Consider the following 23,613-nt stretch of genomic DNA (forward strand, 5'->3'; position numbering starts at 1 on the left):
TCAATAGGTATTCCTTATCAGTCAGTGTGAGAGTTTTTATTACCATGGCGCTATCCAGAAGATCCTTTATTAAATATTCCAGCTTAGCTTCCCTTACTTTCGGTGGAGTCAATCTAACCGCTAAAGAGGCTAATTCCAGTCTATCTATATCAAATCTTCCCAGCCTGGAAATGCCTTTACAGGAGATTTACCCCGCAGTCTTTTCTGGTGAGATCTATGTAGCAGGGGGATTTATCCCATCGGATGCGGCAGTTTTCTTCGGTCTCTCTCCAACTAAACAAACACATATCTTTTCTCCAAGGGAACAAAACTGGAGGCATGGGCCCAATTTACCTGAGGTAAGACATCACCTCGGTATGGCCAGTAACTCCAACAGTCTATATGGCATCGGTGGTTTTTTTGGCGATTCGGATAGCGCTTGGCAAGCCCGAAATACCGTTTATAAACTTTCCGGCGAATATAAGCATTGGATAGAAACCAGCCCTCTCCCCCGGCCCTTGGCTGAATCTATTTACACCAACATTGGGGAAGACATCCATGTCATTGGCGGTAAGGCCCCCAACGAACAGTCTAAAAATAGAGATACAAATTTTCATTATGTGCTTACAAGAGGAGATCATTGGGAGCAAGCAGCACCAGCCAATATCAAGCGAAACTCCGCAGGTGGGGCAACTTTAAATAACAGAATTTATGTAGTTGGTGGCCGCCAGGTTAGCGACAATGGTCGCAAGGCCAGGAATCTAACTTATGCCGAAGTTTATGACCCCAGCCTGGATAAATGGGAAAAGATCCGCCCCCTCCCCCAAGCTATTGCCGGGCTCACAGCAACCCCATTAAATAATAAATTAATAGTTACCGGCGGTGAGGCATTTGGCCCCAATGGCAACTGGAAGACCGGTACTGCATATAACAATATTTGGATTTACGATCCAGTCACAGATGATTGGAACAATCAGGGTCATTTGCCCCAAGCACGACACGGTCACGGAGCAGTAGTTATCGGTAATACCCTTTACATATTAGGTGGAGCAAAAAAAGTGGGGCCGCAAGAAACTCTCGCTTCTTTAGTACAAGTAAGATTGAAAGACTGAAGAGTAGACCCATACACAACAAAATTCTCTATTAATTATAAAAATATAGTAAAATATTCGACGAACAATATCGCACACGATTAAAAAACATACAAAAGAAGAGGTTTCAATGAAGCTAATTAAGCTATTCTCTGTAGTTTTCTCAACCCTTTATATGATCGGCTGTGGCTATGTAACTACCAACTATGGAGCCACTCCAGAAAATGTAAATGCTATCAAGGCAGCTGGTGAGAACAGAGTTTCTGTTGATAAATTTTCATCTGTTTCAGGCAAAGAGCGCTCTTCTATTGGCTGCCGAGCTGCAGGACCCATTAAAAATCAAAATGACCAAACATTCGAGTCTTATATCCACAATGCATTTATCAATGAGCTAAAGATGGCTGAGGCTTATGATGAAAGCTCGGAAGTTTCTATTCGAGGTGAAATCTCTGAATTGGATTTTAACTCCAACATAGGTGCTGGAAAATGGAAGCTTTCAGCTACTATTTCCTCTTCGTCTCATAATGGATATCAGGTAGAGTCGATATATCCTTTTTCAACAAACTGGGTTGCTGATAAAGCTTGTCAACAAGTAGCACAAGCCTTCCAGCCCGCAGTATCTGACCTTATCAACAAAATCGTTACACACCCAGAATTTTCCTCTTTAATGAATAATAATTAGTATTAATCCCTCTAAGATCGGCAGGCAAACACGGCATAGTATTTGCCTGCTTTCTTCGTTCTTTATAGTCCACATCAATAATCAAATGCCACTACCACTCTGCCGAGTAGATAAGTATCCAATATATCTATCCCGTATCTCACGCACATAATTAACTGGCTCCCTGCCGCGCACATAACCAAAACGGCTATCGCGATAGTATTCAGGCTGGGACAGCAGCAACATGGCCTCTTCAACATGGCCAAACCACTGGTTAGGGTCCCACTCCAGTCGTCGGGCTAACGCTCTGGCATCCCTGACATGACCGTGACCCGCATTATATGCAGCCAGGGTAAAATAGATCTTCTGCTCTAGGGGTATATTTTCAGGAAAACGTTTATCCAGCCACCCCAAATAAGATACACCTGCGCGGATACCGTTTTCAGGATCATACAAATTGTTAACTCCCATCTGTCGTGCTGTCCGAGGTAATACCTGCATCAAGCCCTGAGCACCTGCAAAGGAGCGCGCTTGGGGGTTAAATTGACTCTCCTGGTACATCTGCGCAACCACCATACGCCAATCCCGATCGGTAGCCTCAGTATATTTCTTTACTATGGGATCAAAGGGCGATAGCTCATCAGTGCTGCGCAGGCGCTGCCCTTGATGTCGGAGGATACGCTTTTGCTCCTTGAAATATTTGTTGTAAGTAACGTTAAAGAACAGGTCCCGATTGTGCTTGTTCAGAAAGTTATTCAGTTGTTCCAATAATACCGGTTGGCCAGTTCGAACGGCCCAGGCGATATCTCGCTCCCCTGGCAACTCCCCCACTACAGTAAAGTCATCCCGGTAAGTGCTTTCAATGGCGGCCAAGTGTGAGTCAACTACGGTATAGGGAAAAATACCCCTGGCTACTGCATCAATAAGAAACTCACTGGTAGCGCCTTTTAGACGGTGGATCTGTAGCGGCACCATATCTTGCCCGTGCTGCTTTTCCATTATTTTGACCAGACTCTCGTGATAGCTCGTGGTGGGATTAACCACTACTGTTTGCCCTGAAAGCAGGATCTCGGGAAGGGGTAGCTCTTTATCAGGCACCTTTGATTTTGCGGCTACTACCTGTTCCGTAACTGTCATATAAGGCTTGGAAAATGCCAATCCCTGCTGGCGGCGAGCCTCGGTAACAGTTAGGGATGCAGCAATCATGTCCCCCATTCCATCATTCAATGCTTCGACCAAATCCTGGTCCTTATCGGGCACAACCATACTCAGGCGTAATTTATGGTCACGGGCAAACTTCCTTAGCAGATCGTAATCAAACCCCATCAACTCACCGCGCCAGATAAAGTAGGAGGCGGGGTGATTGCGAGTAAGTACCCTTAAAGTTCCGCTCTCCTTTATTGCCTGCCAATCTCTCAGTGGCTGCTCTCGGTTCTGACTGGCCAATACCAATTCAGCGGTAAAGAACTCATTCAACTCACGCCTCAAAGCGATAGCATCTTTGCGTACAGCCCAGGCGATAGGCCTGCGGGAATCGAGTTCTGTGGTGGCTGTAAGTTGCGGGTAATCAGTTAGAAGCACATCGGCCAAATTACTATCAATAATTGTTGCGGGGTATTCACCCGCTGCTACAGCCGCGATAAGCTCGTTGGTTGCAACCGGCTTATCGAGGTAGGTGATCCTGTAATTTTCCGTATCGGCTCGCTGCTCCAGGGTTTCAGCAAATGCACTGCCCCGCCGCAGCACGACTTGTAAGGGCACAGCCTCTTCCACCTCGAACTCTTTATGAGTAATTAGCAACTCATCAACATATTGTAATGGGCGGGTAAAACCCAGTGATAACTTGCGTTCTTCGGTGCGAGAAAAATTGGTGGCAATTACATCCCCACGTCCATCAATAACCGCTGGAATTAAATCGGAAAAGTTATCTACGTAAACCCACTGAGGCTTTAACCCGCGGCTACGAGCAAAATTTTCCGCAAGTTTTCGCCACTCTGTTGCAGGTAGTCCTTCTCGTGGTAAGGCGCTCTCCTGGGGGCCCCTTGGAGCCAACAGGCGCAACACACCTCGCTCTAACAGGGCTGGCAAATCTCCTTGCTCTACATAATTTTCAAACTGCGGCTTTGCGGGCTGTTTATTCTGCGGCGTTGGTATCGGTTGTTGGGGAGATTCCGTTAAAACCTGTGAGTTTTCTACAACAGGATCTCTATTACTCTCGCATGCGGCAAGCAGCAATATTAAGACAAATAGCGGAAATATAACGAAAAACCGTTTTCTGCTCACAGTGCACCCTTTCTTATTCTATGAGAAGCATTACCCTTAACGCGCACGCTATGCTTCACAATATGGTATTGCCGCTGTTACAGAAATCGTACCAGTTTGCTGGGAAATTATCCCCTAAAAAAAAGCCCGGCAAAGTCAATTGCCGGGCAAATATACGTTGGCGAATGTCGGATGTCTCTTACACAGAGTGACAAGCCTTTTTTATTCAGTGAGCGCTCTTATGGTTGCTATGATGACTTGGGTTTGCCCTTCAGCTCTGCCAACCTCATTTTTATTTCTTTGTTCTGCTCCTCATCTGGGAGCTCGAACATCAGCGGCTTCGCCACTCGGGCAAAATACTCCGCATCTTTCTTTTGGTAGAGCTCTTCTGCCAGCCACTGGGCAATATGCAGCTCACGGGGGGCACGCTTGTAAGCCTGCTCCAGCTTTTCCAGATATTCCTCTCGGGGGTAATCCAGCATCTCCATAGCCATCGCCAGGCCAAACCAGTGAGATGCATTTTTCGGTTCTTCCTTCACCAGGAAGTCGAACTCTTCCCGCGCCATTTTCAAGCTGCGAAGATCCCGCTTACTACCGGGCGCCACCGCCTGCTGATTAACCGTTAACCAAGCATGGGCACTCAAGTACCAGAGCTGGCCCCGGTCCTTAGTGGGGACACTGGCCAAAAGGTGGCTGGCCTGGGGGAAATTACCCAATCGCAGATCGGCACTCGCTTTAATCGCAGCCAGCTCAGTACTGTAAATACCCGTACTGTAGGCATATTCAATCAACTCATCCAAAGCCAGCAGGTTGTAACCGGACTGGGCGATAAATCCAGCCAGGATACTCACCGATTCTCTTTTACTGAGGCGTTTAACCGTAGGGCTGGCCTCTTTAAAGTCCGCGGGGATAGCGCCACTAAAATGTTCAAAGCTATCCGCCTTATAAGTGGCTACATAGGCCTTTTCAATTTCTTTCACCGACATCCCCAGCGCTTCTTCCAGGGCGAGTACTGGGTCGGCACCATCGTTATAGGCTTTGACGAAATTATCGAAATTATCCTGCTTGCCGCTTTTCATCATCAACCAGTGAGACAGAATCCAACCTCCGGCATAGACATCTGCCTTTTCGTCCGCATCGGTGTTGTACACCGTCGCGCGCAACAGGTCTTCCAGCGGCATAAGCCCGGTATACATCAGGGTCATGGCCCGTTCGCTGGGAATGGAGCCAATTTCGTAGGTGCCTTTTTCCGGGAATGACATGGTTGCCATAAATTCAGCAAACCCCTCGCTATACCAATAGGGGTAGTGGGTGGTGTTGCCGTTATAGCTCAGAAAATGGGTGTATTCGTGGAACAGGAATTCGCGCGCTTTGAGCTGCCTCTCAACGCTGCGACCATCCAGGTTTACCAGGGCATAGTTACCCTCCGCAGAGGTATCGAACAAACCGTTGGTCATATCCGCCAGCTCAACACCCACCAGGTTTGCATAGGTGTCCCGGTCTGCAGCCGCATAAATAGTTAATCGCTCGCTTTTTGGATCTGCATCGAGTAACTCCAAGGCCACTGCGCGATAGCGCTCCAGGTCTGCTACCAGACTTTTGACTGCGTTGGGATCACCATCGGTAATCACGCGAAAATTATCACTGTCGACTTCATACCAGGTCACCTCCCCCAAACCACGCGGCGCGGCGTAGGCTGAAGCGATAAATCCGAAACAAAGTACTAATAGAACAACTGAACGAGAAACCATAGTTCGGGCCACCGAGTCATTGTTGCTGAAGCCCTCCCTAGCTGATTAGCGAAGACGACACAGTACCGGTTTTCACTGATCAAAAAAAGATCAATTTGATCACAAAACGGCTTTTCGCCTATTTTTGTGTGACCGGAAAGACACAAAATAGATAGCTGTTCACAAATAGTTTTCTGCAGCAGATTGCGACATGAAGCGAGACAAACGTCTCAAATTTAGCCCTGTTTACGTACAAAACTAGGATGAACTCCTATAGTACGGGGTCGACCAAGGAGGGAATCCTGGTCAAAAAAATAATAATGATTTCATCAGATGAGAGAAAACTAATGAATACCAAGCCACTACTGGCGCTGCTTGGCGGCGCCCTAATGTCTGCTCATGCCTGGTCGGCACCGGAATATATCGCCGACGTGGATATTACTTCTTTTGACGGTACGGTCCTGGATGCGAACTTATTTATCCCGGAGACGCCCGCACCAGCAGACGGTTACCCCACCGTTATTTTTACCAACAGCTGGGGGCTGGAGAAGCACCAGTACCACTTCCAGGCCAAAGAGCTGGCAGAAAACGGCTACCTGGTGCTCAGCTACTCTACCCGGGGATTTGGGCACTCGGGAGGACTTGTTGACGTCGCAGGGGATAACAGCCTTAACGATGTGGGAGTCCTGATCGACTGGCTGGAAACCAATTACCCGGTGGGCAAGCTGGGTATGGCCGGAATTTCCTACGGCGGTGGAATTTCACTACTGAGTGCCGCTAAGCACCCTCGCGTCGATGCAGTAGCTGCGCTATCCGGTTGGGCAGATGTAGTAGAAGCTTTGTACCCCAATGAAACCGTCAACCTGGTATGGGGCACGCTGCTTGTTACTACGGCCTTCCAGAAAGAGGCCGAACTCGAGCAGGTATGGAGCAACCTGCGCGACGGCGAAAATATGGAACAGGTAATTAATTTCGGTGCTGAGCGCTCCGCAATGAGTTACGTGGACGAAATCAATCAAAACGGCACAGCGGTGTTGCTCTCAAACAATTTCGCCGACTACCTGTTTAAGCCGAATAGCATGACCGATTTCTACTCCCTGCTCGAAGGGCCCAAGAAACTCATGCTAAACCCCGGCACCCACGCGATTACCGAAACTCTTACCGGTAACAACGGCCATATCTGGTCCACCAGTTTCCGCTGGTTCGACCACCACCTTAAAGGCGAGGACAACGGGATCGACACCGAACCCAAGGTGGATATGACTGTGCGTATCAGCAATGAGCTAGAGCAATTCGAGGACTACCCGGTAACAGACGAAAGCACCACCTGGTACCTGCAGCCACGCTTTACCATGTTTAACAATGCAAAAATGGAGAGCGACAAGTACGACGGTTGGAGCTGGAGTAACGAATTCCACGGCGGCTCAGATACCTTTGCAGGCACCGGTATCCCGCTGGTTTCCGATGCACTGGAAGGCTTCGGTATTCCCGTTTACGCGCCCATGATCGCTATCAACGGCTACTACGCCATCGAGTACAAATCACCGATTCAGTGGGAAACCTTGAAGATTCGCGGCGAACCCAAACTCGAAATGTGGGTGGAACCCAGCAAAAAAGAAGTGCAACTCAACGTGCACCTCTACGATGTGGGTCCGCTGGGATTGGGGCGCCTGATAACTCACGCCCCCATTACCCTGCATTCAGACAAGTCTGGGCAAAAACAAAAGTTCGAAGTGGACTTTTTCACCACCAGCTACGATGTCCCGGTTGGCCACCGTGTAGTATTGGCCATCGATACTCAGGGTTATATCTACCAGAAGCCGGAAAATACCAATTACACCATCACAGTGCCCTACAGCAGCAGCAAGGTCTCTAGCCTGACCGTACCGCACCTGTAGGTCTCCCCACAGAAACCCGGCATCCACTGCCGGGTTTCCTCCCACCTTCCCCTCAGCCCAACTATTTGCATCGCGTAATTTTTCTCCAAAGCGGTACAATCAGCCTTTTGGCTGAGTGCTCCCCCTACCATGAAAAAGAACATCCCGCTCGCCCTGCTAACTGCGGCCCTGCTCTCAGTAGCAGGTTGTAACCCCGCAGAAAAAGCATCGGAACCAGCAAAAACCAATACTGCCCAGGAAGTCGAGGCTAAAGGCCTCGATTTTGATAAGGCTCCCGAAGGGCGCCTGCCCGAGGGCACTACCCCCTTGGATTACCAGCTGGAACTGGTGCTGGACCCGCGCAAAGACTCCTTCACCGGCAAGGTGGATATCGATATCCAGCTGGCGGAAGGTGCCCGACATATTTGGCTGCATGGCAAAAACCTGGATGTGCGCGAAGTCTACGCACAGCTCGATGACGGCCGCCAGATTCCGGCCGAATACCGGGAAGTACTGGACAGTGGTGTTGCCGCAGTAGAGTTTGCGGAGAAGATCGATGCGGGCAGTTTCAAACTGCATATCGACTACAGTGCTGCATTTGATCGCAACCTGGCCGGGCTTTTTAAGGTCGAGGAGCAGGGCGATGCCTATGCCCTGGCAAAATCTGAATCGATCCAGGCCCGCAAGTATTTACCCGGCTTCGACGAGCCAGGCCTGAAGGCCCCCTTTACTGTCAGCCTGACAATACCCGAAGGCTACGCAGCGATTAGCAATGGGCCCGAGCTGAAGCGCGAAGCGGCAGGTGACGGCATGGAGAAAGTCACTTTCGCCACCACACCACCGATGTCCACCTATTTGCTGTCCCTGTCAGTGGGCCCATTTGACCAGGTTGAGCGCCCAGCCATTCCGCCGAGTAAATACCGCAAGGAGCCCATTCCCCTGCGCGGCTTCGCCCGTAAAGGTCGCGGTGAGGATATGAACTACATCCTCGATATCACCCCCAAAATGGTGGAGACCTTCGAGACCCAGCTGCAACGCCCCTACCCATTCAAGAAGCTGGACATTATTGCCGCCCCCCAGTGGCCCAGTGGCGCTACTGAGTTGTCTGCGGCAATTACTTATCGCGAACAGCGTATCCTGGTGGGCGACAACCCCGCTCCCGGCACCCGCCTGGCTCTCGTAGAAGTTCATGCGCACGAAATTGCCCATATGTGGTTTGGCAATCAGGTCACCCCTCCCTGGTGGGACGACCTATGGCTGAAAGAAGGTTTCGCTACCTGGGGGGAGGCGCTGGCCCTCACCATTATGGAACCTGAAGAGGGGCACGACCTCAACGCAGCGACTTATGCGATCGGCGCCATGCAGCTAGACTCCCTGGCCAGCACCCGCGCCATTCGTGAGCCCATCGCGGACAACAACAATATTCGCAACGCCTACGATTCGATCACTTACTCGAAGAGCCTGGGCGTTATCCACATGGTGGACACCTATTTCGGAGCGGAAAACTTCCGCCCGGCACTGGGGCGCTACCTGGAAACCTTCTCCGACAGCGTGGCCGACTCACCACCCTTCTACAAAGTGATCGGCCAGGAAACCAACACCCCGGAACTGACCGAGACTTTCCGCAGCTTTGTCGAGCAAAAAGGGGTTCCACAACTGGATATCGCCATGGACTGCAATAGCGACGGCAAGGCCTCGCTAGTGGTTCAGCAGAGCCGTTACAAGCCACTCGGCTCCCCTATCGCCGACGCCAGCGATAAATGGAGCATCCCCTTCTGCTTCAGCACCGATAGCGGCGTGCAGCAGTGCCAGATCCTGACTGAGCCAAGGGAAACCCTGGAGATTACCGGCGGTGCCTGCCCAAACTGGGTAATGCCCAATGCTCAGGGCAGCGGCTACTACCGCTGGAACCTTCCCAAGGCGCAGTGGCAAGCACTGATTAAACAATTTGCCCAGTTCTCTGCCACTGAGCAGCTGTCCATTATCGACAGCGCCTTCTCAGCTTTCGAGGCCGGCAATCTCACTGCGGCACCACTGCTGGAAGTAGTGCGCAAATCCGCAGTGGCGGACAAGCGCCAGGTGATCACCATGCCACTGCGCTACCTGCAGAAGTACCGGGATAATTACCTGGGTGAATCCCAGCGCTCTGCATTCCTGAATTTTGCCCAGAACCTGTACCTGCCGATACTAAATCGCAGCGCCAATAGCAGTGATAGCGACCAGCAGATGCTGCACAGCGACCTGCTAACCTTTATGGCACAAGTTGCAGAAGATCCTGACTCGCGCAAGCAGTTACAGGAAATGGCAACCGCCTTTACCGGCTTTAAACAGGAACGGGATGCGAAGGCGTTAAGCTCTGACCTATACCAGGCAGCCCTGAGTGTGGCAATACAGGATGCGGGGGAGGATTTCCTCGCACACCTGATCAAAGTCCGCGCCGAGCTGGATGATCCCCGCTTTGAAAATGCCAGTGCCAATGCCATCGGTACCAGCAACAATCCCAAGCAAGTGGAAACCATTCAAGCATTAGCGCTCAGCGACGAAATGGGGCCGAGAGAATCATTTGGCCTGATCCATTACGCCCTGGCCCAGCCCAGGGTTCAGGAACAGCACTGGGAGTGGCTGCAACAGAACTTTGACAAGGTAGTAGATAAGATTCCGGCCCAGATCCGCCGCCGCACCCCATCACTTGCCGCTGCCTTCTGCGATAAACAGCACCTGGGCGAACTGCAACAACTCTTTGCCCAGCAAGGTGATTTAGCCCCCGGATACCAGCGCAGCCTCGCGCAAGCCGAGGAGCGAATCCAGCTGTGTATGGCACTGGAGAAAAAAGGCAAAGCGTTAATGGGGGCATTGCCGAAGGCAGTCAATCTCGCTGCTAAACAATAAAAAACAGAAGCTGTTATTTAAATAGCAATTCGAAAAGGCCGGTATTACTAAGTAATACCGGCCTTTTTTATTACTGAGCGTATTTGAGTTAAACGGTTATGAAGAAGCAGACTTATTATGCTTGCGCAGTCGGAAAGATAACCAGATCAATGGCAGTCCCAAAATAATCGCATAAGCACCGATTACCCAGAGCAACGCCAGAGCACCAGCCCCGGGGCTGACTAAAATCGCAACTCCGAAAATCACCGAGAGAACACCAATAGCGATCAGCAGCCACTCGTTATCAATTTCCTTGCGCAGGCGAACAGCACCGACAATTTCAAAGATACCCCGTACCAGGGCCCAGGCACCGATAAAAACGACCAACACTAAAGCGGTAACCTGAGGGAAAATAAAAGTCACAATTCCCGCAGCTAAACTGATCAGCCCCGAGATAATCAACCACCACAGTGGAGTGGACTTATGCCGCCCCATCACCGCTGCAACCAGGGAAAAAATACCATCCAGGAAAGCGTAAACCCCAAAAAGCAGCACCAGGGTCAACAGGGACAATCCCGGCCAGACAAAAGTCAGCACGCCGAAAATCACCGCGACAATACCGCGCAGCAGGAGTAGCCACCAGTTTGCAGACAACACCTGCAAAATAGGTCCGGTCGCCAGGGGAGGAGTGTCAGCGGACATAGAAAAGTCCCCAGGTTGAGTAACTTTCCATATTGAAGAGTCCCTTACCATCAGGGAATTGAATTTTTCCCCAGCGGTTTTTAAAGGCAGCCTACGAGCGCGGCCAGGCAGTCGACTCTGCAAAGACTGTGACCGCGCCGCAGACCACTATTTTCAGTGTAGCTCTAAACGACAATAGGGAAGTTACGCAAACTGCCCTGCGGGTCATAAAAGGAGAGGAAGGGAGAAAACTAATAAGGCAAGACTGCACTCGGGACCGTATGAGGCATGGATGCCGATTATGAGTTTACAGGGATGTATACACGGAGCGTCTCGAGAGAAGTGTATTCTTTCCTTCTGACCCAAGAGTAATTTGGAGAGAACGGCAGCCCGAACGGGCTGCCGCAATAGCAAAATCAGGCCAGAGCGCCGATCACACCACGCAGTTTATCCACAACGGCATCGATCTCGTGCTTCTCGATAATCAGCGGTGGAGACATACACAGGGCATCGCCAATACCGCGGGCCATCACTCCAGCTTCCCAGGCCATGCCAGAGACTTTAGCTCCGTATTTCCCTTTCAGATCCTGCGGCGCGCGCAACTCAATAGCGCCGACCAAACCGTAATTGCGCACATCGATCACATTGTCCAGGTCAGCCAGGCTGTGCAGGGCATTTTCCCAGTGCTGGCCAATTTCACCGGCAGCGCGGGTCAACAGGCCTTCGCGCTCGTAAATATCCAGAGTCGCCATACCCGCCGCACAGGCAACCGGATGTGCTGAGTAGGTATAACCGTGGAAGAATTCCACCGCACCATCGGGAGCCGCATTCATCACGGTTTTATAAATTTCGTCGCTGACAAATACCGCACTCAGGGGCACTGTGGCATTGGTAATCCCCTTCGCGGAGGTGATCATATCCGGGGTTACGCCGAACTCGGTGGAGGCAAATGCAGAACCGGTACGGCCCCAGCCAGAGATAACTTCATCAAAAATCAGCAGTAGGTCGTGCTCATCACAAATTTCCCGCAGGCGTTGCAGGTAGCCTTTGGGAGGCAGTACCACACCGCCGGCACCGGCAAACGGCTCAACAATCACAGCAGCAATCTGGTCGGCACCGTGGAAAGCTACCAGTCTCTCCAGGTCTTCAGCCAACTCAATACCGTGTTCCGGCAGGCCACGGCTGAATGCATTGCGTTCGATATCCAGGGTGTGACGCATATGGTTGGCTTTCACCGGCTGGCCAAAACCCTGGTAGTTAGGAGGAATACCGCCCACAGAAATACCGCCGAAGTTTACTCCGTGATAACCCTTCTCACGGCCGATAAACATAGTGCGAGTGCCCTTGCCGCGTACACGCTGGTATTGCAGGGCAATTTTCAGGGCGCTCTCAACTGCCTCGGAACCGGAATTACCGAAGAACACATGGTCCAGGCCATCGGGAGTGTGCTTTACCAGGCGCTCGGAATATTCGAAACCCAATTCGTGGCCGAAATTAAAAATAGAGCTGTAGTCGAGTGTTTTTGCCTGCTGGTAAATTGCCTCTGCAATTTCAGAACGGCAGTGACCCGCATTGCTGCACCACAAACCCGCAGTCGCATCAATAACCTGGCGACCGCCTTTCTCCGTGAGATAAACCCCCTCGGCGTGCTCTACAATTCTCGGTGCAGACTTAAAGGTGCGGTTGGGGGTAAACGGCATCCAGAAAGCATCGGTTTGCATCTCAGACATAGTATTAATCTCCGCAAGTTCCCTGAAGTTTCAAACTCTTAAGTAGGGGAGCCACAGGCTCCCGAAAATCTGTTCGGGCGCTTGTCACCTAGGACAAGCGCAGGCCAGTTGTGTTCAGACCGGGGCTCAGGCCCCGAAACAGCAATATTTGGTCTCGTAAAATTCGGCCATACCCTCGACGCCGCCCTCGCGGCCAATGCCGGACTCTTTAACACCACCGAAAGGTGCCACAGTGGTGGAGAACACTCCGGTGTTACAGGCAATCATGCCGTAGTCGAGCGCCTCTACCACACGATTGGCACGGCGAATGTTTTCACTCATCACGTACGCCGCCAAGCCGTAGGGCGTTTCATTGGCACGGCGAACCACATCTTCCTCATCGGAGAACTTCTGTACCGCCGCCAGAGGGCCAAAAATTTCCTCCTGGGCGATACGCATGGTATCGGTAACTCCAGTGAGGATGGTTGGCGCAAAAAAGTTATCGCCATTGGCCAGCTGCTCACCACCAATTTCAATTTTTGCTCCGGCCTCAACCGCATCCTGTACCAGCCCCTGAACCCGGTCCACAGCCCTGCAGAAGATCATCGGGCCCATATTGACCCCTTCCTCGGTAGCGTGGCCAATCTTCAGGGCGGCAACCTGCTCGCGCAGCTTTTCCACAAACTCATCGTGCACGGATTCGTGCACGTAAATACGGTTGGTGGCCACGCACACCTGGCCCGCATTGCGGAATTTGGTCGCCATACAGGCGCTGACTGCGGTATCCATATCCGCATCGTCAAATACGATAAACGGCGCGTTGCCGCCGAGCTCCATAGACATTTTTTTCACGGTGCTGGCGCACTGGGACATCAACAGCTTGCCCACAGCAGTGGAGCCGGTGAAGGTGAATTTGGCCACACGGGGATCTTGGGTCAGAACCTTGCCAATTCCCGGAGAATCACTGCCGGTAACTACATTGATAGTCCCCTTGGGCAGGCCCGCTTCTTCCGCTAACTGGCACAGTGCCAACGCAGATAGTGGCGTCTCCAGGGCCGGTTTGATCACCACAGTACAGCCCGCCGCCAGTGCCGGACCCGCCTTGCGGGTAATCATGGCGTTGGGGAAGTTCCAGGGAGTAATACAGGACACCACACCCACCGGCTGGCGGATGGTATTCAGGCGCATGGCCGGGTTGTGAGTCGGGATCGTCTGGCCATAGGCCCGGCGGCACTCTTCCGCGAACCACTCAATAAAGGAAGCCCCGTAGATAATTTCACCTTTCGCTTCCGCTACCGGCTTGCCCTGCTCCAGGCTAAGGATCATTGCCAGGTCATCACTGTTATCCATGATCAGCTGGTACCAGCGCTTGAGAACCGCAGCTCTCTCACCGGCTGTACGGCGGCTCCAAGCGGGGAAGGCTTCACTGGCAGCCGCCACCGCCGCCTCGGCATCCTCTGCGGTACCGTCGGCCACACGGCCTAGCAACTCGCCATTTGCCGGGTCACATACATCTACAGTGGAGGCAGCGTCACGCCATTCGCCCGCTATATAGTTCTGAAATTTCAACAGGTCCGAATTTGCAAGTTTCACAGGAAAATTCCTAGTAAATAGATGTTATTAGTAGTATGCGGCGATTCTGGCCGCAGCTGACTGAGGAGAATAGTAGTATTTTTCCAACTAAAGTTTATATTTATCAAACTTTAATCGAATCCGCAGCCCGCAGCGCCGGAAACAACCTGGAAGTGCAGCTATGAGCAAAACCAAAAACGCCCTGGGAGGCCGCCTCAGCGATATGGATTTGCGCCTGCTGCGCGTCTTCCGCGAGGTTGTCCACGCCGGAGGCATCACCCCTGCCGAAGTCACCCTGAATATCAGCCGCTCCACGATCAGTGTGCATATCTCCGACCTCGAGACACGGCTGGGTATGCAGTTGTGCTTGCGCTCTCGAGGCAGGGCCGACTTCAAACTGACCCCGGAGGGGGAGGCCTTGTATCGGGCTATTTTGGAGCTCGATGGACACCTGGATACCTTCAAAAGCCAGGTCAATGCGATCCAATCCCAACTCACCGGTACCCTGCGCCTGGTAATGCCCGACGATGTATTGGAAATACCGCAACTGAACTTGCCCGGAACTATCACCCAACTGCGTGAGAAGGCCCCGCAACTCCACCTGGAAGTACAACTGGCCGCCCCTCAGGAACTCGAGTTGGAAATCCTCGCAGGCCGCGCCGATATCGGTATCAACCCCCTGCACTCACGCCGACCGGGGCTGGAGTACCAACCCCTGTTTTATCACCAATCGATTCTCTATTGCAGTAACAGCCACCCCTGTGCCCAGGTGTCAGCTATTGATGAGGAGCTACTCACCCAGCAGGAGTTAGCTGCGCCCAGTCATACTGTTCTCTCTGGCGCGGCGCACCTGTATCGATTGTTTCCCAAGCGATCCACAGCCAACCATATGGCAGCCAGGTTGGCGATGATACTTTCTGGGTGCTTTGTGGGTTTCCTACCGGAATACCTGGCCCGCAGATATGTCGGGGAAGGAACCCTGCTCCCCCTGCTGCCGGAGAAGTTTCACTACCAAATACAAAATGCTGTCACCTTCAAAAAAAGTGCAGCAACTCATCCCGCTGTGCAGCTTTTTTTGGGAGCCTTGCAAATCAATAGACAGATATAGCCACTGCTATTTATCCCTAGTGATACTGAAATAATCGAGTCAAGAATCCAGTAAATAGAGAGATAAGAATTTCAAAAATTACCTTTTACTTATGATCGATCCTCTACTGTGGAAATTGTCATAATAATTAAATAAATTTAAACATAAAAACACAACCAAAAAGTAAATCATCTGTAACTTAATGCGCCACAGTGGTAATCTCCTCCTCCAATAGAATTACAGGGATAACCCGTGATAGATTTTAAAAACTCACCAGTATTTAAACTCAAGCCTATAGATATCTCTGAATCCAGGGATGACTTTAATAAGTTCCTGATCGAGGGGGAGTTTATTTTTGCAGGTTTTAAAACTATTCGCGATCAGGTAGTTTTCACCAACAAACGCATTATTGCCGCCAATGTTCAGGGTATCACCGGCTCAAAAGTAGACTACACCTCTTTGCCTTTCAGCAAGATCCAGGCATTCTCTGTTGAGACCGCTGGCACTTTTGACCTGGACTGTGAAATAGAAGTTTATTTAAGCGAGATCGGTAAGGTAAGGTTCGAAATAAGAGGTTCTTTCGATCTTATTCAGTTCAACGAATATATCAGCCAATACATATTGGACTGAATTCAACCCTTAGTAAATACACAAAATAACTGGGGCTCAGCAGCTCCCACAACTTTATCAATCAACCCGATAGTAGAGAGGGATGTCCATGTCGCAAATCTGGTTAGAAAGCCTAATTACTGAAAATGCACAACAAGGCTTTGAACTTGCAATGAAACTTTCCAGGATGGGAGTAAAATATACCCAGCCTTCAGATGAAGTACGGGGTAAGCTGAGGTCCGCCTATGAGGAAAATGCAGATAGCCTGATCGCCTCCTCTCAGGTTGTTGCCATTAACTTCCAAACCGTTGCAGCAGCCAATAATTACTGGCGCGGCTAAAGGATTAAGAATGCGTTATCTTTGTAGAACGGGTAACGCATTCTAGATCTGCAAACATTCAAACAACTTCCCTTCATCTCCTCCTCAATAATTTATGGTCTTTTAGTACTACAAACTCTCTGATTCTGTACTAAAAATTAGCCATCACTATAGGTAGCTGCAAGATCGTCATATTCACTGTTGACGCTCTCGACCTTATTGATATTTATAAACATTGCGATACTGCCTTTGGCACAAGATAGATTAACTCAACGATTAGTAATATTGCGCCTCAAATGGGAAGGTGAATGAGATGGAATACAATGACGATGAAAAGTACTTAATTCAACTTTGGGAAACCCATACCGAGGCCGAATTCGATCTAAAAGATGCCGACGCCGCAATTGCTACCATGACAGAAAATCCCGTATTAATTCATGTACCGGTTAATACCGGCGCAACGGGAAAAGAACCCTTACGAAAATTTTATAGGGATATATTTATTCCTCAAATGCCAGCGGATATAAATTTACAGCTTCTTTCCCGCACCGTGGGCAAAGACAGCTTAGTGGATGAGTTTATTCTTCACTTTACCCATTCTATTCGTATGGATTGGTTCGCACCTGGTATCGAAGCAACAGGGAAGAAGCTATCAGTCCCCCATGTGGGAATTATTAGCTTCTCCAATAGAAAAATCAGCTCTGAGCATATTTACTGGGACCAAGCGACTGTCTTGGATCAATTGGGTATATTGCAGTCAGGTCTACCGGTAACAGGAAGTAGTCAATGTCATCGTTTGCTAAATAGTAATGCTCCGGCAAATGAACTGATACCGTAACCTTCATACCCAAAGGGCAAAATCCAAGCCGCGAACTAACCTGACCAGTCAGTCACAATCGGGTCGACGAAAATAGCCATAACTGAATCTAAAACGTGAGAACTTGCGTCTAACTACTGTAATTTAAATAAATGATATAGCCATTAGGATTTGCGGTAACATCAGTAGATTACCGTTTTCACTAATAAATTTTACCGAATTGGTAGGGGTAGTTATGCGAACACTTGGAAATTTCCTCTGGTTTATCCTTGGCGGTGTCTTTATGGGACTCTGCTGGTGGTTTTGCTCGCTGATTGCCTTTATCAGTATTATTGGTATTCCCTGGGGAAGAGCCTGCTTTGTAATCGGCAAATTTTCTTTTTTCCCCTTCGGCAAGGAGGCAATTTCCCGAGAAGAACTCACCCTGCGCGGTGATATTGGGACAAGTGGCTTTGGTTTAGTCGGAAATATTATCTGGTTCCTATTGGCTGGCATCTGGCTCGCTATTGGCCACCTTCTGCATGCTATTGCCTGTTTCCTTACCATTATTGGAATACCTTTTGGTTTGCAGCACCTTAAGCTTGCAGCAATTTCACTCTCTCCGATAGGTAAGACTATTGTCAGCAAGGAAGTAGCCCATTCCGCTAAAATGCGTAATGCAGATGTTGAAGTGACCAGATTAAGAAGTGGTACTTAAGTAAACATACATTAACAATGATACCGTACCAACTTGGGGCTATTAATAAAATAGCCCTGAGCTCTCAAGCCTCATCGTATTAACTCGACCATAAAAACTTTCAGATCAGAAAAATCACTCTATTAATTTTGTTATAAGTAGATACGATTAATTTATAGTATTCAATTTTGAATCCATCCATTAATATCAAATTCAGAGCTATTCATTTCGTACAGCAATTAGGCAACCTATAGAAACTAAATAATAAAATAAGGATATTTAATGAAAAACATAGCAAGACAAATCTCTGGCTCAATTATACTTTCTTTGGGGCTTATTGGCCTGGATGCCTATGCGGATCCAGTAAAAAATACAGAGCCCGCACAGGTTATGCTTTTTGGTAGTTTTCATTTTAGCAACCCCGGTAAGGATATGGTGAAAACACAAGTTATTAATGTTTATACCGAAGAAAATCAAAACTATTTGGAAGACTTATCCTCACGGATTGCCACTGACTCACCAACACATGTTCTTCTGGAATGTCACACCAATGACGAAAGCAAAATGAACCTTCGCTTTGCCAAATATATTAAAGGTGAGCATAAGTTAAATATAGGAGAAAGCGAACAACTGGGATTTAGGGTAGCCAAGAAGGCGGGCCTATCAAAAGTAAATTGCTATGATTCGGATCAGGATCTTCCTTACGGCGAGCTTTTATCCTATCTGGAGAAGAGTTCTCCTGAGAGGAAAAAGTTGATAGATGATTACCTTGAAGCCTGGGGAAAACGCTTCAATGACTTGTATGCCTCATCAACCTTGGAGCAAGCTCTTGATAAACACAATGACCCCGCCGAAGACAAAGTAAACCTAGGCTCCTATATAATGCTCAATGACGTTGGCCAAGGTGATAACTTTATAGGGGCCGATCTATCCTCCAAATGGTGGTCCAGAAACTTCCGTATGTATGCCAATATCCAAGCCGTCGCCCAACCGGGTACCAAAGTTTTCGTTCTAGGTGGACAGGGGCATAGCTCTATAATGAGACCGATGCTCGAATTGGATGATAAACGTGAAACCTGGGATGTCCGCAGTTATTTCTAAAGAAGGCTCAACACCAAAGTCAGCCCCTTAGGGGGAGGAGCCCTGCCACTGGTTTTATAGATAGAGTAGAACTTTATCTACACCCCAAAGGCAGGGCGCTATGGATATCTATAAGACCTTATTATTCGGTATTCTTTTCAGTCTAATACCACCGTGTACAGCTGAAGAACCCCCTAAAGAAGTACAGGTATCGGCAGGAAAGCTTGAAACACTTCCCTCCCTGACACTGGAAGGACTTGCTGAGCGCCCAATTCATGTATGGCTGCCTGATCAATATCCTACACAGAAACCCTATGCCGTCCTTTATATGCACGATGGACAGATGCTGTTCGACAGTAAAACCACCTGGAATGGTCAGGAGTGGGGCATGGATGAAGTCGCCTCTCGGTTAATAGCAGAAAAGAAGGTACGTCCCTTCATAGTTGTCGCTATCGATAACATTGAGACACTTCGCCACGGTGACTACTTCCCCCAGAAAGCTCGGAGTTTTTTGCCTAAAGAAGCTTCACAGGTCCAACATCCATTTAACCAAGCCGAATTGCGCGGGGATCTTTACTTACAATTTTTGGTGACCAAGGTTAAACCCTATATTGATAGTCATTACGCTGTGAGTGGTGATCCCAGCGACACCTTTATTGCCGGCGCGAGTATGGGGGGATTAATATCACTCTATGCGGTCACAGAGTACCCCGAAGTGTTCTCTACGGCTGCAGCTATATCCACCCATTGGCCAGGGATTAACCCCGACGACAAACTACCGATAGCTAAGGCTATTCGCGACTATCTAGAGGCAAATTTACCTAAGCCTGGAAGTCACCGATTTTATTTTGACCATGGTACAGAAACCCTGGATGCTTATTACCCGCCTCTGCAACGGGCTGTGGATAAAATCATGCGCCAGAAAGGGTATTCCTCTTCAAATTGGCAAACCCAAGTATTTGAGGGTCATGCCCATGATGAGAAATCATGGAATTCTAGACTCGATGAAATATTAATATTTCTATTTGGAAACCCTTAAACAGACGCTTGAGTTACTTTTTTATTTCAGATGCCGGCGTCTATATAAATAAAAGACATAGTTGCCGGCATTCCAACTTATCCCTTAAGACTACTTTGCGACTTTGTGGCATCCAACAATAGTTCTGCAACTACACTTCTCTATCAAGCTCCCAATAGTTTTTGGCAGACAAATGACTATTGCGATTGAAGCTTTTCCTAACGCATCACTTCTCCTGCGACAAGAATGAAACGTAAAAGCCGAACTGTTCTTTTAATACCTGGAATTTTTGATCGAGGAACCTCCTTACTTAGAATGCAGCACGAATTAGCTGCCGAAAATTATGACGTACACTATATCCACCTACGCTATAACTCCGGCTGGCATGGTATGGAACACCTTTCGTCCCAGCTTCTCGCAAAATTGGAGCATATCGTAGATAAAGAAACTACCTGTACCCTGGTGGGATTCAGCATGGGAGGGATAATCGCACGGTATTATTTACAAGCCCTTAATGGTTTGGAGCGGGTGCATAAATTTATATCAATTTCCTCTCCCCACCATGGTAGTTACTGGGCAAACTTTCTTCCTTACAAAGGTGGGAAACAATTGCGGATCGGCAGTGATTTCTTACGCGCGTTGAATTTGGGCATTCAAAAATTGGAGGTTACCGAGCCGGCTTCAATCTGGACACCCTATGACATAACCATTATGCCCCATAGTAGTGCTATCTTGGGCTTGGGAGCATCCTACGAAGTTCCAGTGATACTACATCGAATGATGCCGCTAAGTAGTAAGGTAATTTCACTACTAAAACGGGAAATTAAATCAGGATTAGATAAAGAAGCTCACTGACAGAAACTAGCTTTAATTTTATAAGTTTAACGAGAAGTAAGGCATGGACAGCCCAGAAGAAAAAACTTCGATTACAGATAAGGCAATTCACAACTACTATCGAAAATTTGAAAGCCTGATTGCCTTAATTTTGACTTTTATTATTGTTGTAATCGTAATAGTCGCGATCAGTCGCCTGGGATATTCAGTATACAATATGCTGCTGGTGGGTATGCAGGACCCTCTGGACCATAAAGTATTTCAAACGATATTTGGCGAGATTATTACTTTACTGATTGCACTGGAATTTAGCCATACACTTCAATATGTAGTTACACGTCAACAAAGTATTATTCAAACCAAAGTTGTTGTACTTATTGCTATTTTAGCTTTATCCCGAAAATTTATTATTTTAGATCTTGATAAGGTCAATGCTGGCGAACTTTTGGGATTATCTACTGCCACTCTCGCACTGGGCCTTACTTACTTAATATTGAAGCTTAAAAATAGTAACTAAGGGTACTATTGCAAACCAGACAGTAATCCGGGGTGGAGGAACACCTCCACCCTCTCACTATTTTAACTATCCTCACGTAGAGCGTGATGTAACTTTACCGGTGGGGTCTTACGGGCTTTCTTACTGCGCATACGCAAATTGAGGAACTCCACAGCCATTGAAAACGCCATGGCAAAGTAGATATATCCCTTAGGCACATGGACATCAAACCCTTCAACCACCAGAGTTAAGCCCACCATAATTAAGAAGGATAGTGCCAGCATTTTCACGGTAGGATGACGATCAACAAAATCCCCGATTGGTTTAGCCGCTACCAACATAACGATTACCGCCAGAATAATCGCTATTGCCATGATTGAGATCTCGTCGACCAATCCGACAGCGGTAATTACAGAATCCAAGGAAAAGACAATATCCAATAGTGCAATTTGTAGTAGCACCATCCAAAATCCCGCACTACCGAGAGAGGATGCACTCTCCTCCTCGCCCTCGAGACTATTGTGAATTTCATGGGTAGCTTTAGCGATTAGGAACAGCCCTCCGCCAACCAAAATAATATCGCGACCTGAAATTTCCATGCCATAGATGCTAAATAGTGGCTCGACCAAGCCCATAATCCATACAATAGAGAAAAGCAGAGCCAACCGGGTCACCATTGCCAGGGTAAGACCAATAAAGCGCGCGGGCTCTCTCTGTTTTGGAGGCAACCGTCCAACCAAAATGGAGATAAAGATAATATTATCGATGCCCAGCACTATCTCCAGCGCCGCCAACGTGGCCAATGCTATCCAGGCCTCAGGGCTGGCTATCCACTCAAACATACGGTCTAATCCTTATATAATTTATTATTTAATAAGCCTTTAATGGACAAATACTTTATTTTTCTATTCTGGCTTTATCACTTCAAAATCTAGGTATCTTCCTCCAGCCAAGCTTTCGCCTCAGTTTCTGATTCAAATGTTCGATATTCACCACCAATAAACCAGCTACCTACTTTTCCGGCGACTTTTAGCCAGCGTTTATCTGAAAGTACGGCAACCCGGTTAAACTCCCGGCCGTATTCAATACCCAACTTAAAATCATCCCAAGCCGCCCGAGGCTCCCACCCCTCCAATTCTCGAGCATCCATAAATACGTTTATTTTTGGGTGCTCAACTTTTTCTATTGCTGCGGTCAACATTGGTACCATGGTTTCGTAATCATCATGGGTCAACTTACCACGGGCCTTCACAGTAAGGAAAATATAATCGGATTTCTGTTCCAAACCGATAGACACACCATGGGACGTAACAGTCATAAGACACCTGCAAATCTTTTACGAATTATCACTACATAATCCATACTTTAATCATCGAAAAAGCCATGAATTCATGAGTTAAGATAAAAAGATCATATTAATTGAAAGGTGATAGATTTAAGTATTTGAATAGCTACTCTCTTACAAGCTGATGGTATCAGAACCACTGCCATCAAACTGTACCAGACAGAACTCATTTCCAAAGGGGTCAGTTAATGAAGACTTAACTCCCCATTCTTTTTGCCGGATTTCACCCTGTATCTGTCCACCAGCATCGACCACCTGCTCTATTGCCAGAAGCAAATCCTCTACAACAATATCCATATTTACCGGCGTCCAGTGCCGATCATAGCTACCTATATTTTTTTTACTGTTTATCGGCCAGATCCCCGAATCCCTTTGCTGTAGAAATATAGGCACAGTGCCACCGAGCATCTCAATCATATCCGTTCCCAGGCGGCGACCTTCGTAGAGGCCAAATGCATCTCGATAAAAATTGATCGCACGGTTTAAGTCATCGACATCAATGTTGAGAAGTACTTGCATTGTGATATACGACCCACAAAACTCTGCTTTAGTCAGCTCCTGCTGGCTTGGGTTCTCCACATTGCCAGCAGTAATCAAAAGCTGCACCGTTATCTTCCCCACATGCCTGGCAGAACCAGCTATTCGAATCCACCTCAGCCTCAGCCTCAGCCAGGACCTGTCGGGCTCGCTCCAAATCGCGGTCACGCTCTAACCATAATTCTGGCCAAACCTGGTTGGGGGCTAATTCACCAGTAGCCCCCTGGGCATATTCATTTTTTAATCGTGTTTTTATTCCCGCAACTTCAAGTCGACTCTTTGCCAACTCAACCAACAAGCGGTTTTCATGGGTATAAATAAGTTTCATAATTGGGCCGCACAAATATCAGGAATCCCCAGATTAC

At 48.5% G+C, this 23,613-nt stretch carries 22 protein-coding genes; 13 read left to right on the top strand and 9 right to left on the bottom strand.

What is annotated here, in order from left to right; all coding sequences use genetic code 11:
* Positions 1–44: 44 nt before the first annotated feature.
* Positions 45–1,091 carry a Kelch repeat-containing protein gene (locus tag ACG1BZ_RS21595; protein WP_413663627.1) on the top strand — a complete coding sequence of 349 codons (1,047 nt, stop codon included), beginning with the start codon at positions 45–47 and terminating at the stop codon, positions 1,089–1,091.
* A 109-nt stretch (positions 1,092–1,200) separates the two neighbouring features.
* Positions 1,201–1,752, top strand: coding sequence for a hypothetical protein (locus ACG1BZ_RS21600; protein ID WP_413663628.1), 552 nt, complete (start codon positions 1,201–1,203; stop codon positions 1,750–1,752).
* Between the two features lie 81 nt (positions 1,753–1,833).
* Here ACG1BZ_RS21600 and ACG1BZ_RS21605 read toward each other — a convergent pair whose 3' ends face one another.
* Both ACG1BZ_RS21605 and ACG1BZ_RS21610 read right to left on the bottom strand, forming a co-directional pair.
* Positions 1,834–4,014, bottom strand: a complete 2,181-nt coding sequence (locus tag ACG1BZ_RS21605) for a transporter substrate-binding domain-containing protein (protein ID WP_413663629.1) — start codon at positions 4,012–4,014, stop codon at positions 1,834–1,836.
* Positions 4,015–4,241: 227 nt separating this feature from the next.
* Positions 4,242–5,744: a hypothetical protein gene (locus tag ACG1BZ_RS21610; RefSeq protein ID WP_413663630.1), complete on the bottom strand. Its 1,503-nt coding sequence runs from the start codon at positions 5,742–5,744 to the stop codon at positions 4,242–4,244.
* A gap of 326 nt (positions 5,745–6,070) precedes the next feature.
* On the opposite strand from ACG1BZ_RS21610, the gene ACG1BZ_RS21615 reads away from it, so the two are divergent.
* Positions 6,071–7,621 carry a CocE/NonD family hydrolase gene (locus ACG1BZ_RS21615; RefSeq protein WP_282930907.1) on the top strand — a complete coding sequence of 517 codons (1,551 nt, stop codon included), beginning with the start codon at positions 6,071–6,073 and terminating at the stop codon, positions 7,619–7,621.
* A gap of 129 nt (positions 7,622–7,750) precedes the next feature.
* Positions 7,751–10,489 carry a M1 family aminopeptidase gene (locus tag ACG1BZ_RS21620; protein WP_413663631.1) on the top strand — a complete coding sequence of 913 codons (2,739 nt, stop codon included), beginning with the start codon at positions 7,751–7,753 and terminating at the stop codon, positions 10,487–10,489.
* Between the two features lie 96 nt (positions 10,490–10,585).
* Here ACG1BZ_RS21620 and ACG1BZ_RS21625 read toward each other — a convergent pair whose 3' ends face one another.
* From ACG1BZ_RS21625 to ACG1BZ_RS21635, 3 genes are all read right to left on the bottom strand, one after another.
* Complete coding sequence (locus tag ACG1BZ_RS21625; protein WP_413663632.1) at positions 10,586–11,170, bottom strand: HdeD family acid-resistance protein; 585 nt, start codon at positions 11,168–11,170, stop codon at positions 10,586–10,588.
* A gap of 395 nt (positions 11,171–11,565) precedes the next feature.
* Positions 11,566–12,879: an aspartate aminotransferase family protein gene (locus ACG1BZ_RS21630; RefSeq protein WP_413663633.1), complete on the bottom strand. Its 1,314-nt coding sequence runs from the start codon at positions 12,877–12,879 to the stop codon at positions 11,566–11,568.
* 126 nt (positions 12,880–13,005) lie between these two features.
* On the bottom strand, positions 13,006–14,451 hold the full coding sequence (locus ACG1BZ_RS21635) for an NAD-dependent succinate-semialdehyde dehydrogenase (RefSeq protein ID WP_413663634.1): 1,446 nt from the start codon (positions 14,449–14,451) through the stop codon (positions 13,006–13,008).
* Positions 14,452–14,611: 160 nt separating this feature from the next.
* Between ACG1BZ_RS21635 and ACG1BZ_RS21640 the strand changes: the two genes are divergently transcribed.
* The 9 genes from ACG1BZ_RS21640 to ACG1BZ_RS21680 all read left to right on the top strand — a co-directional run bounded on the left by ACG1BZ_RS21640 (position 14,612) and on the right by ACG1BZ_RS21680 (position 21,387).
* Positions 14,612–15,538: a LysR family transcriptional regulator gene (locus ACG1BZ_RS21640; RefSeq protein WP_413663635.1), complete on the top strand. Its 927-nt coding sequence runs from the start codon at positions 14,612–14,614 to the stop codon at positions 15,536–15,538.
* 231 nt (positions 15,539–15,769) lie between these two features.
* Positions 15,770–16,147 (top strand): PH domain-containing protein, encoded by a 378-nt coding sequence (locus ACG1BZ_RS21645; protein WP_413663636.1) that lies wholly within the window; start codon positions 15,770–15,772, stop codon positions 16,145–16,147.
* An 88-nt stretch (positions 16,148–16,235) separates the two neighbouring features.
* Positions 16,236–16,466 (top strand): hexameric tyrosine-coordinated heme protein, encoded by a 231-nt coding sequence (locus ACG1BZ_RS21650; RefSeq protein WP_108734816.1) that lies wholly within the window; start codon positions 16,236–16,238, stop codon positions 16,464–16,466.
* Positions 16,467–16,758: 292 nt separating this feature from the next.
* Positions 16,759–17,283: a nuclear transport factor 2 family protein gene (locus ACG1BZ_RS21655; protein WP_413663637.1), complete on the top strand. Its 525-nt coding sequence runs from the start codon at positions 16,759–16,761 to the stop codon at positions 17,281–17,283.
* 214 nt (positions 17,284–17,497) lie between these two features.
* A complete protein-coding gene (locus ACG1BZ_RS21660; protein WP_413663638.1) occupies positions 17,498–17,959 on the top strand; it encodes a YccF domain-containing protein in 462 nt (153 codons plus the stop codon).
* Positions 17,960–18,220: 261 nt separating this feature from the next.
* A complete protein-coding gene (locus ACG1BZ_RS21665; RefSeq protein WP_413663639.1) occupies positions 18,221–19,039 on the top strand; it encodes a DUF5694 domain-containing protein in 819 nt (272 codons plus the stop codon).
* 100 nt (positions 19,040–19,139) lie between these two features.
* A complete protein-coding gene (locus ACG1BZ_RS21670) occupies positions 19,140–20,057 on the top strand; it encodes an alpha/beta hydrolase (protein ID WP_413663640.1) in 918 nt (305 codons plus the stop codon).
* Positions 20,058–20,351: 294 nt separating this feature from the next.
* Positions 20,352–20,891: a lipase family alpha/beta hydrolase gene (locus ACG1BZ_RS21675; protein WP_413663641.1), complete on the top strand. Its 540-nt coding sequence runs from the start codon at positions 20,352–20,354 to the stop codon at positions 20,889–20,891.
* A gap of 43 nt (positions 20,892–20,934) precedes the next feature.
* Complete coding sequence (locus ACG1BZ_RS21680; protein WP_282930894.1) at positions 20,935–21,387, top strand: phosphate-starvation-inducible PsiE family protein; 453 nt, start codon at positions 20,935–20,937, stop codon at positions 21,385–21,387.
* Positions 21,388–21,449: 62 nt separating this feature from the next.
* Here ACG1BZ_RS21680 and ACG1BZ_RS21685 read toward each other — a convergent pair whose 3' ends face one another.
* From ACG1BZ_RS21685 to ACG1BZ_RS21700, 4 genes are all read right to left on the bottom strand, one after another.
* Positions 21,450–22,208, bottom strand: a complete 759-nt coding sequence (locus tag ACG1BZ_RS21685) for a TerC family protein (protein ID WP_413663642.1) — start codon at positions 22,206–22,208, stop codon at positions 21,450–21,452.
* A gap of 89 nt (positions 22,209–22,297) precedes the next feature.
* Positions 22,298–22,684 carry an STAS/SEC14 domain-containing protein gene (locus tag ACG1BZ_RS21690; protein WP_413663643.1) on the bottom strand — a complete coding sequence of 129 codons (387 nt, stop codon included), beginning with the start codon at positions 22,682–22,684 and terminating at the stop codon, positions 22,298–22,300.
* Between the two features lie 141 nt (positions 22,685–22,825).
* A complete protein-coding gene (locus ACG1BZ_RS21695) occupies positions 22,826–23,317 on the bottom strand; it encodes a VOC family protein (RefSeq protein ID WP_413663644.1) in 492 nt (163 codons plus the stop codon).
* On the bottom strand, positions 23,259–23,576 hold the full coding sequence (locus ACG1BZ_RS21700; RefSeq protein WP_413663645.1) for a DUF2007 domain-containing protein: 318 nt from the start codon (positions 23,574–23,576) through the stop codon (positions 23,259–23,261). Before ACG1BZ_RS21700 ends, ACG1BZ_RS21695 begins: the two co-directional genes overlap by 59 nt.
* Positions 23,577–23,613 lie beyond the last annotated feature (37 nt).

Source organism: Microbulbifer sp. CNSA002 (assembly GCF_047324085.1).
GTDB lineage: Bacteria > Pseudomonadota > Gammaproteobacteria > Pseudomonadales > Cellvibrionaceae > Microbulbifer.

Coding starts and splice junctions, on each gene's coding strand:
- ACG1BZ_RS21675 (WP_413663641.1), top strand. CDS start 20,352: ATGCAGCACGAATTAGCTGCCGAAAATTATGACGTACACTATATCCAC.
- ACG1BZ_RS21625 (WP_413663632.1), bottom strand. CDS start 11,170: ATGTCCGCTGACACTCCTCCCCTGGCGACCGGACCTATTTTGCAGGTG.
- ACG1BZ_RS21670 (WP_413663640.1), top strand. CDS start 19,140: ATGGATATCTATAAGACCTTATTATTCGGTATTCTTTTCAGTCTAATA.
- ACG1BZ_RS21620 (WP_413663631.1), top strand. CDS start 7,751: ATGAAAAAGAACATCCCGCTCGCCCTGCTAACTGCGGCCCTGCTCTCA.
- ACG1BZ_RS21690 (WP_413663643.1), bottom strand. CDS start 22,684: ATGACTGTTACGTCCCATGGTGTGTCTATCGGTTTGGAACAGAAATCC.
- ACG1BZ_RS21700 (WP_413663645.1), bottom strand. CDS start 23,576: ATGAAACTTATTTATACCCATGAAAACCGCTTGTTGGTTGAGTTGGCA.
- ACG1BZ_RS21660 (WP_413663638.1), top strand. CDS start 17,498: ATGCGAACACTTGGAAATTTCCTCTGGTTTATCCTTGGCGGTGTCTTT.
- ACG1BZ_RS21665 (WP_413663639.1), top strand. CDS start 18,221: ATGAAAAACATAGCAAGACAAATCTCTGGCTCAATTATACTTTCTTTG.
- ACG1BZ_RS21615 (WP_282930907.1), top strand. CDS start 6,071: ATGAATACCAAGCCACTACTGGCGCTGCTTGGCGGCGCCCTAATGTCT.
- ACG1BZ_RS21640 (WP_413663635.1), top strand. CDS start 14,612: ATGAGCAAAACCAAAAACGCCCTGGGAGGCCGCCTCAGCGATATGGAT.
- ACG1BZ_RS21600 (WP_413663628.1), top strand. CDS start 1,201: ATGAAGCTAATTAAGCTATTCTCTGTAGTTTTCTCAACCCTTTATATG.
- ACG1BZ_RS21630 (WP_413663633.1), bottom strand. CDS start 12,879: ATGTCTGAGATGCAAACCGATGCTTTCTGGATGCCGTTTACCCCCAAC.
- ACG1BZ_RS21655 (WP_413663637.1), top strand. CDS start 16,759: ATGGAATACAATGACGATGAAAAGTACTTAATTCAACTTTGGGAAACC.
- ACG1BZ_RS21595 (WP_413663627.1), top strand. CDS start 45: ATGGCGCTATCCAGAAGATCCTTTATTAAATATTCCAGCTTAGCTTCC.
- ACG1BZ_RS21610 (WP_413663630.1), bottom strand. CDS start 5,744: ATGGTTTCTCGTTCAGTTGTTCTATTAGTACTTTGTTTCGGATTTATC.
- ACG1BZ_RS21685 (WP_413663642.1), bottom strand. CDS start 22,208: ATGTTTGAGTGGATAGCCAGCCCTGAGGCCTGGATAGCATTGGCCACG.
- ACG1BZ_RS21650 (WP_108734816.1), top strand. CDS start 16,236: ATGTCGCAAATCTGGTTAGAAAGCCTAATTACTGAAAATGCACAACAA.
- ACG1BZ_RS21680 (WP_282930894.1), top strand. CDS start 20,935: ATGGACAGCCCAGAAGAAAAAACTTCGATTACAGATAAGGCAATTCAC.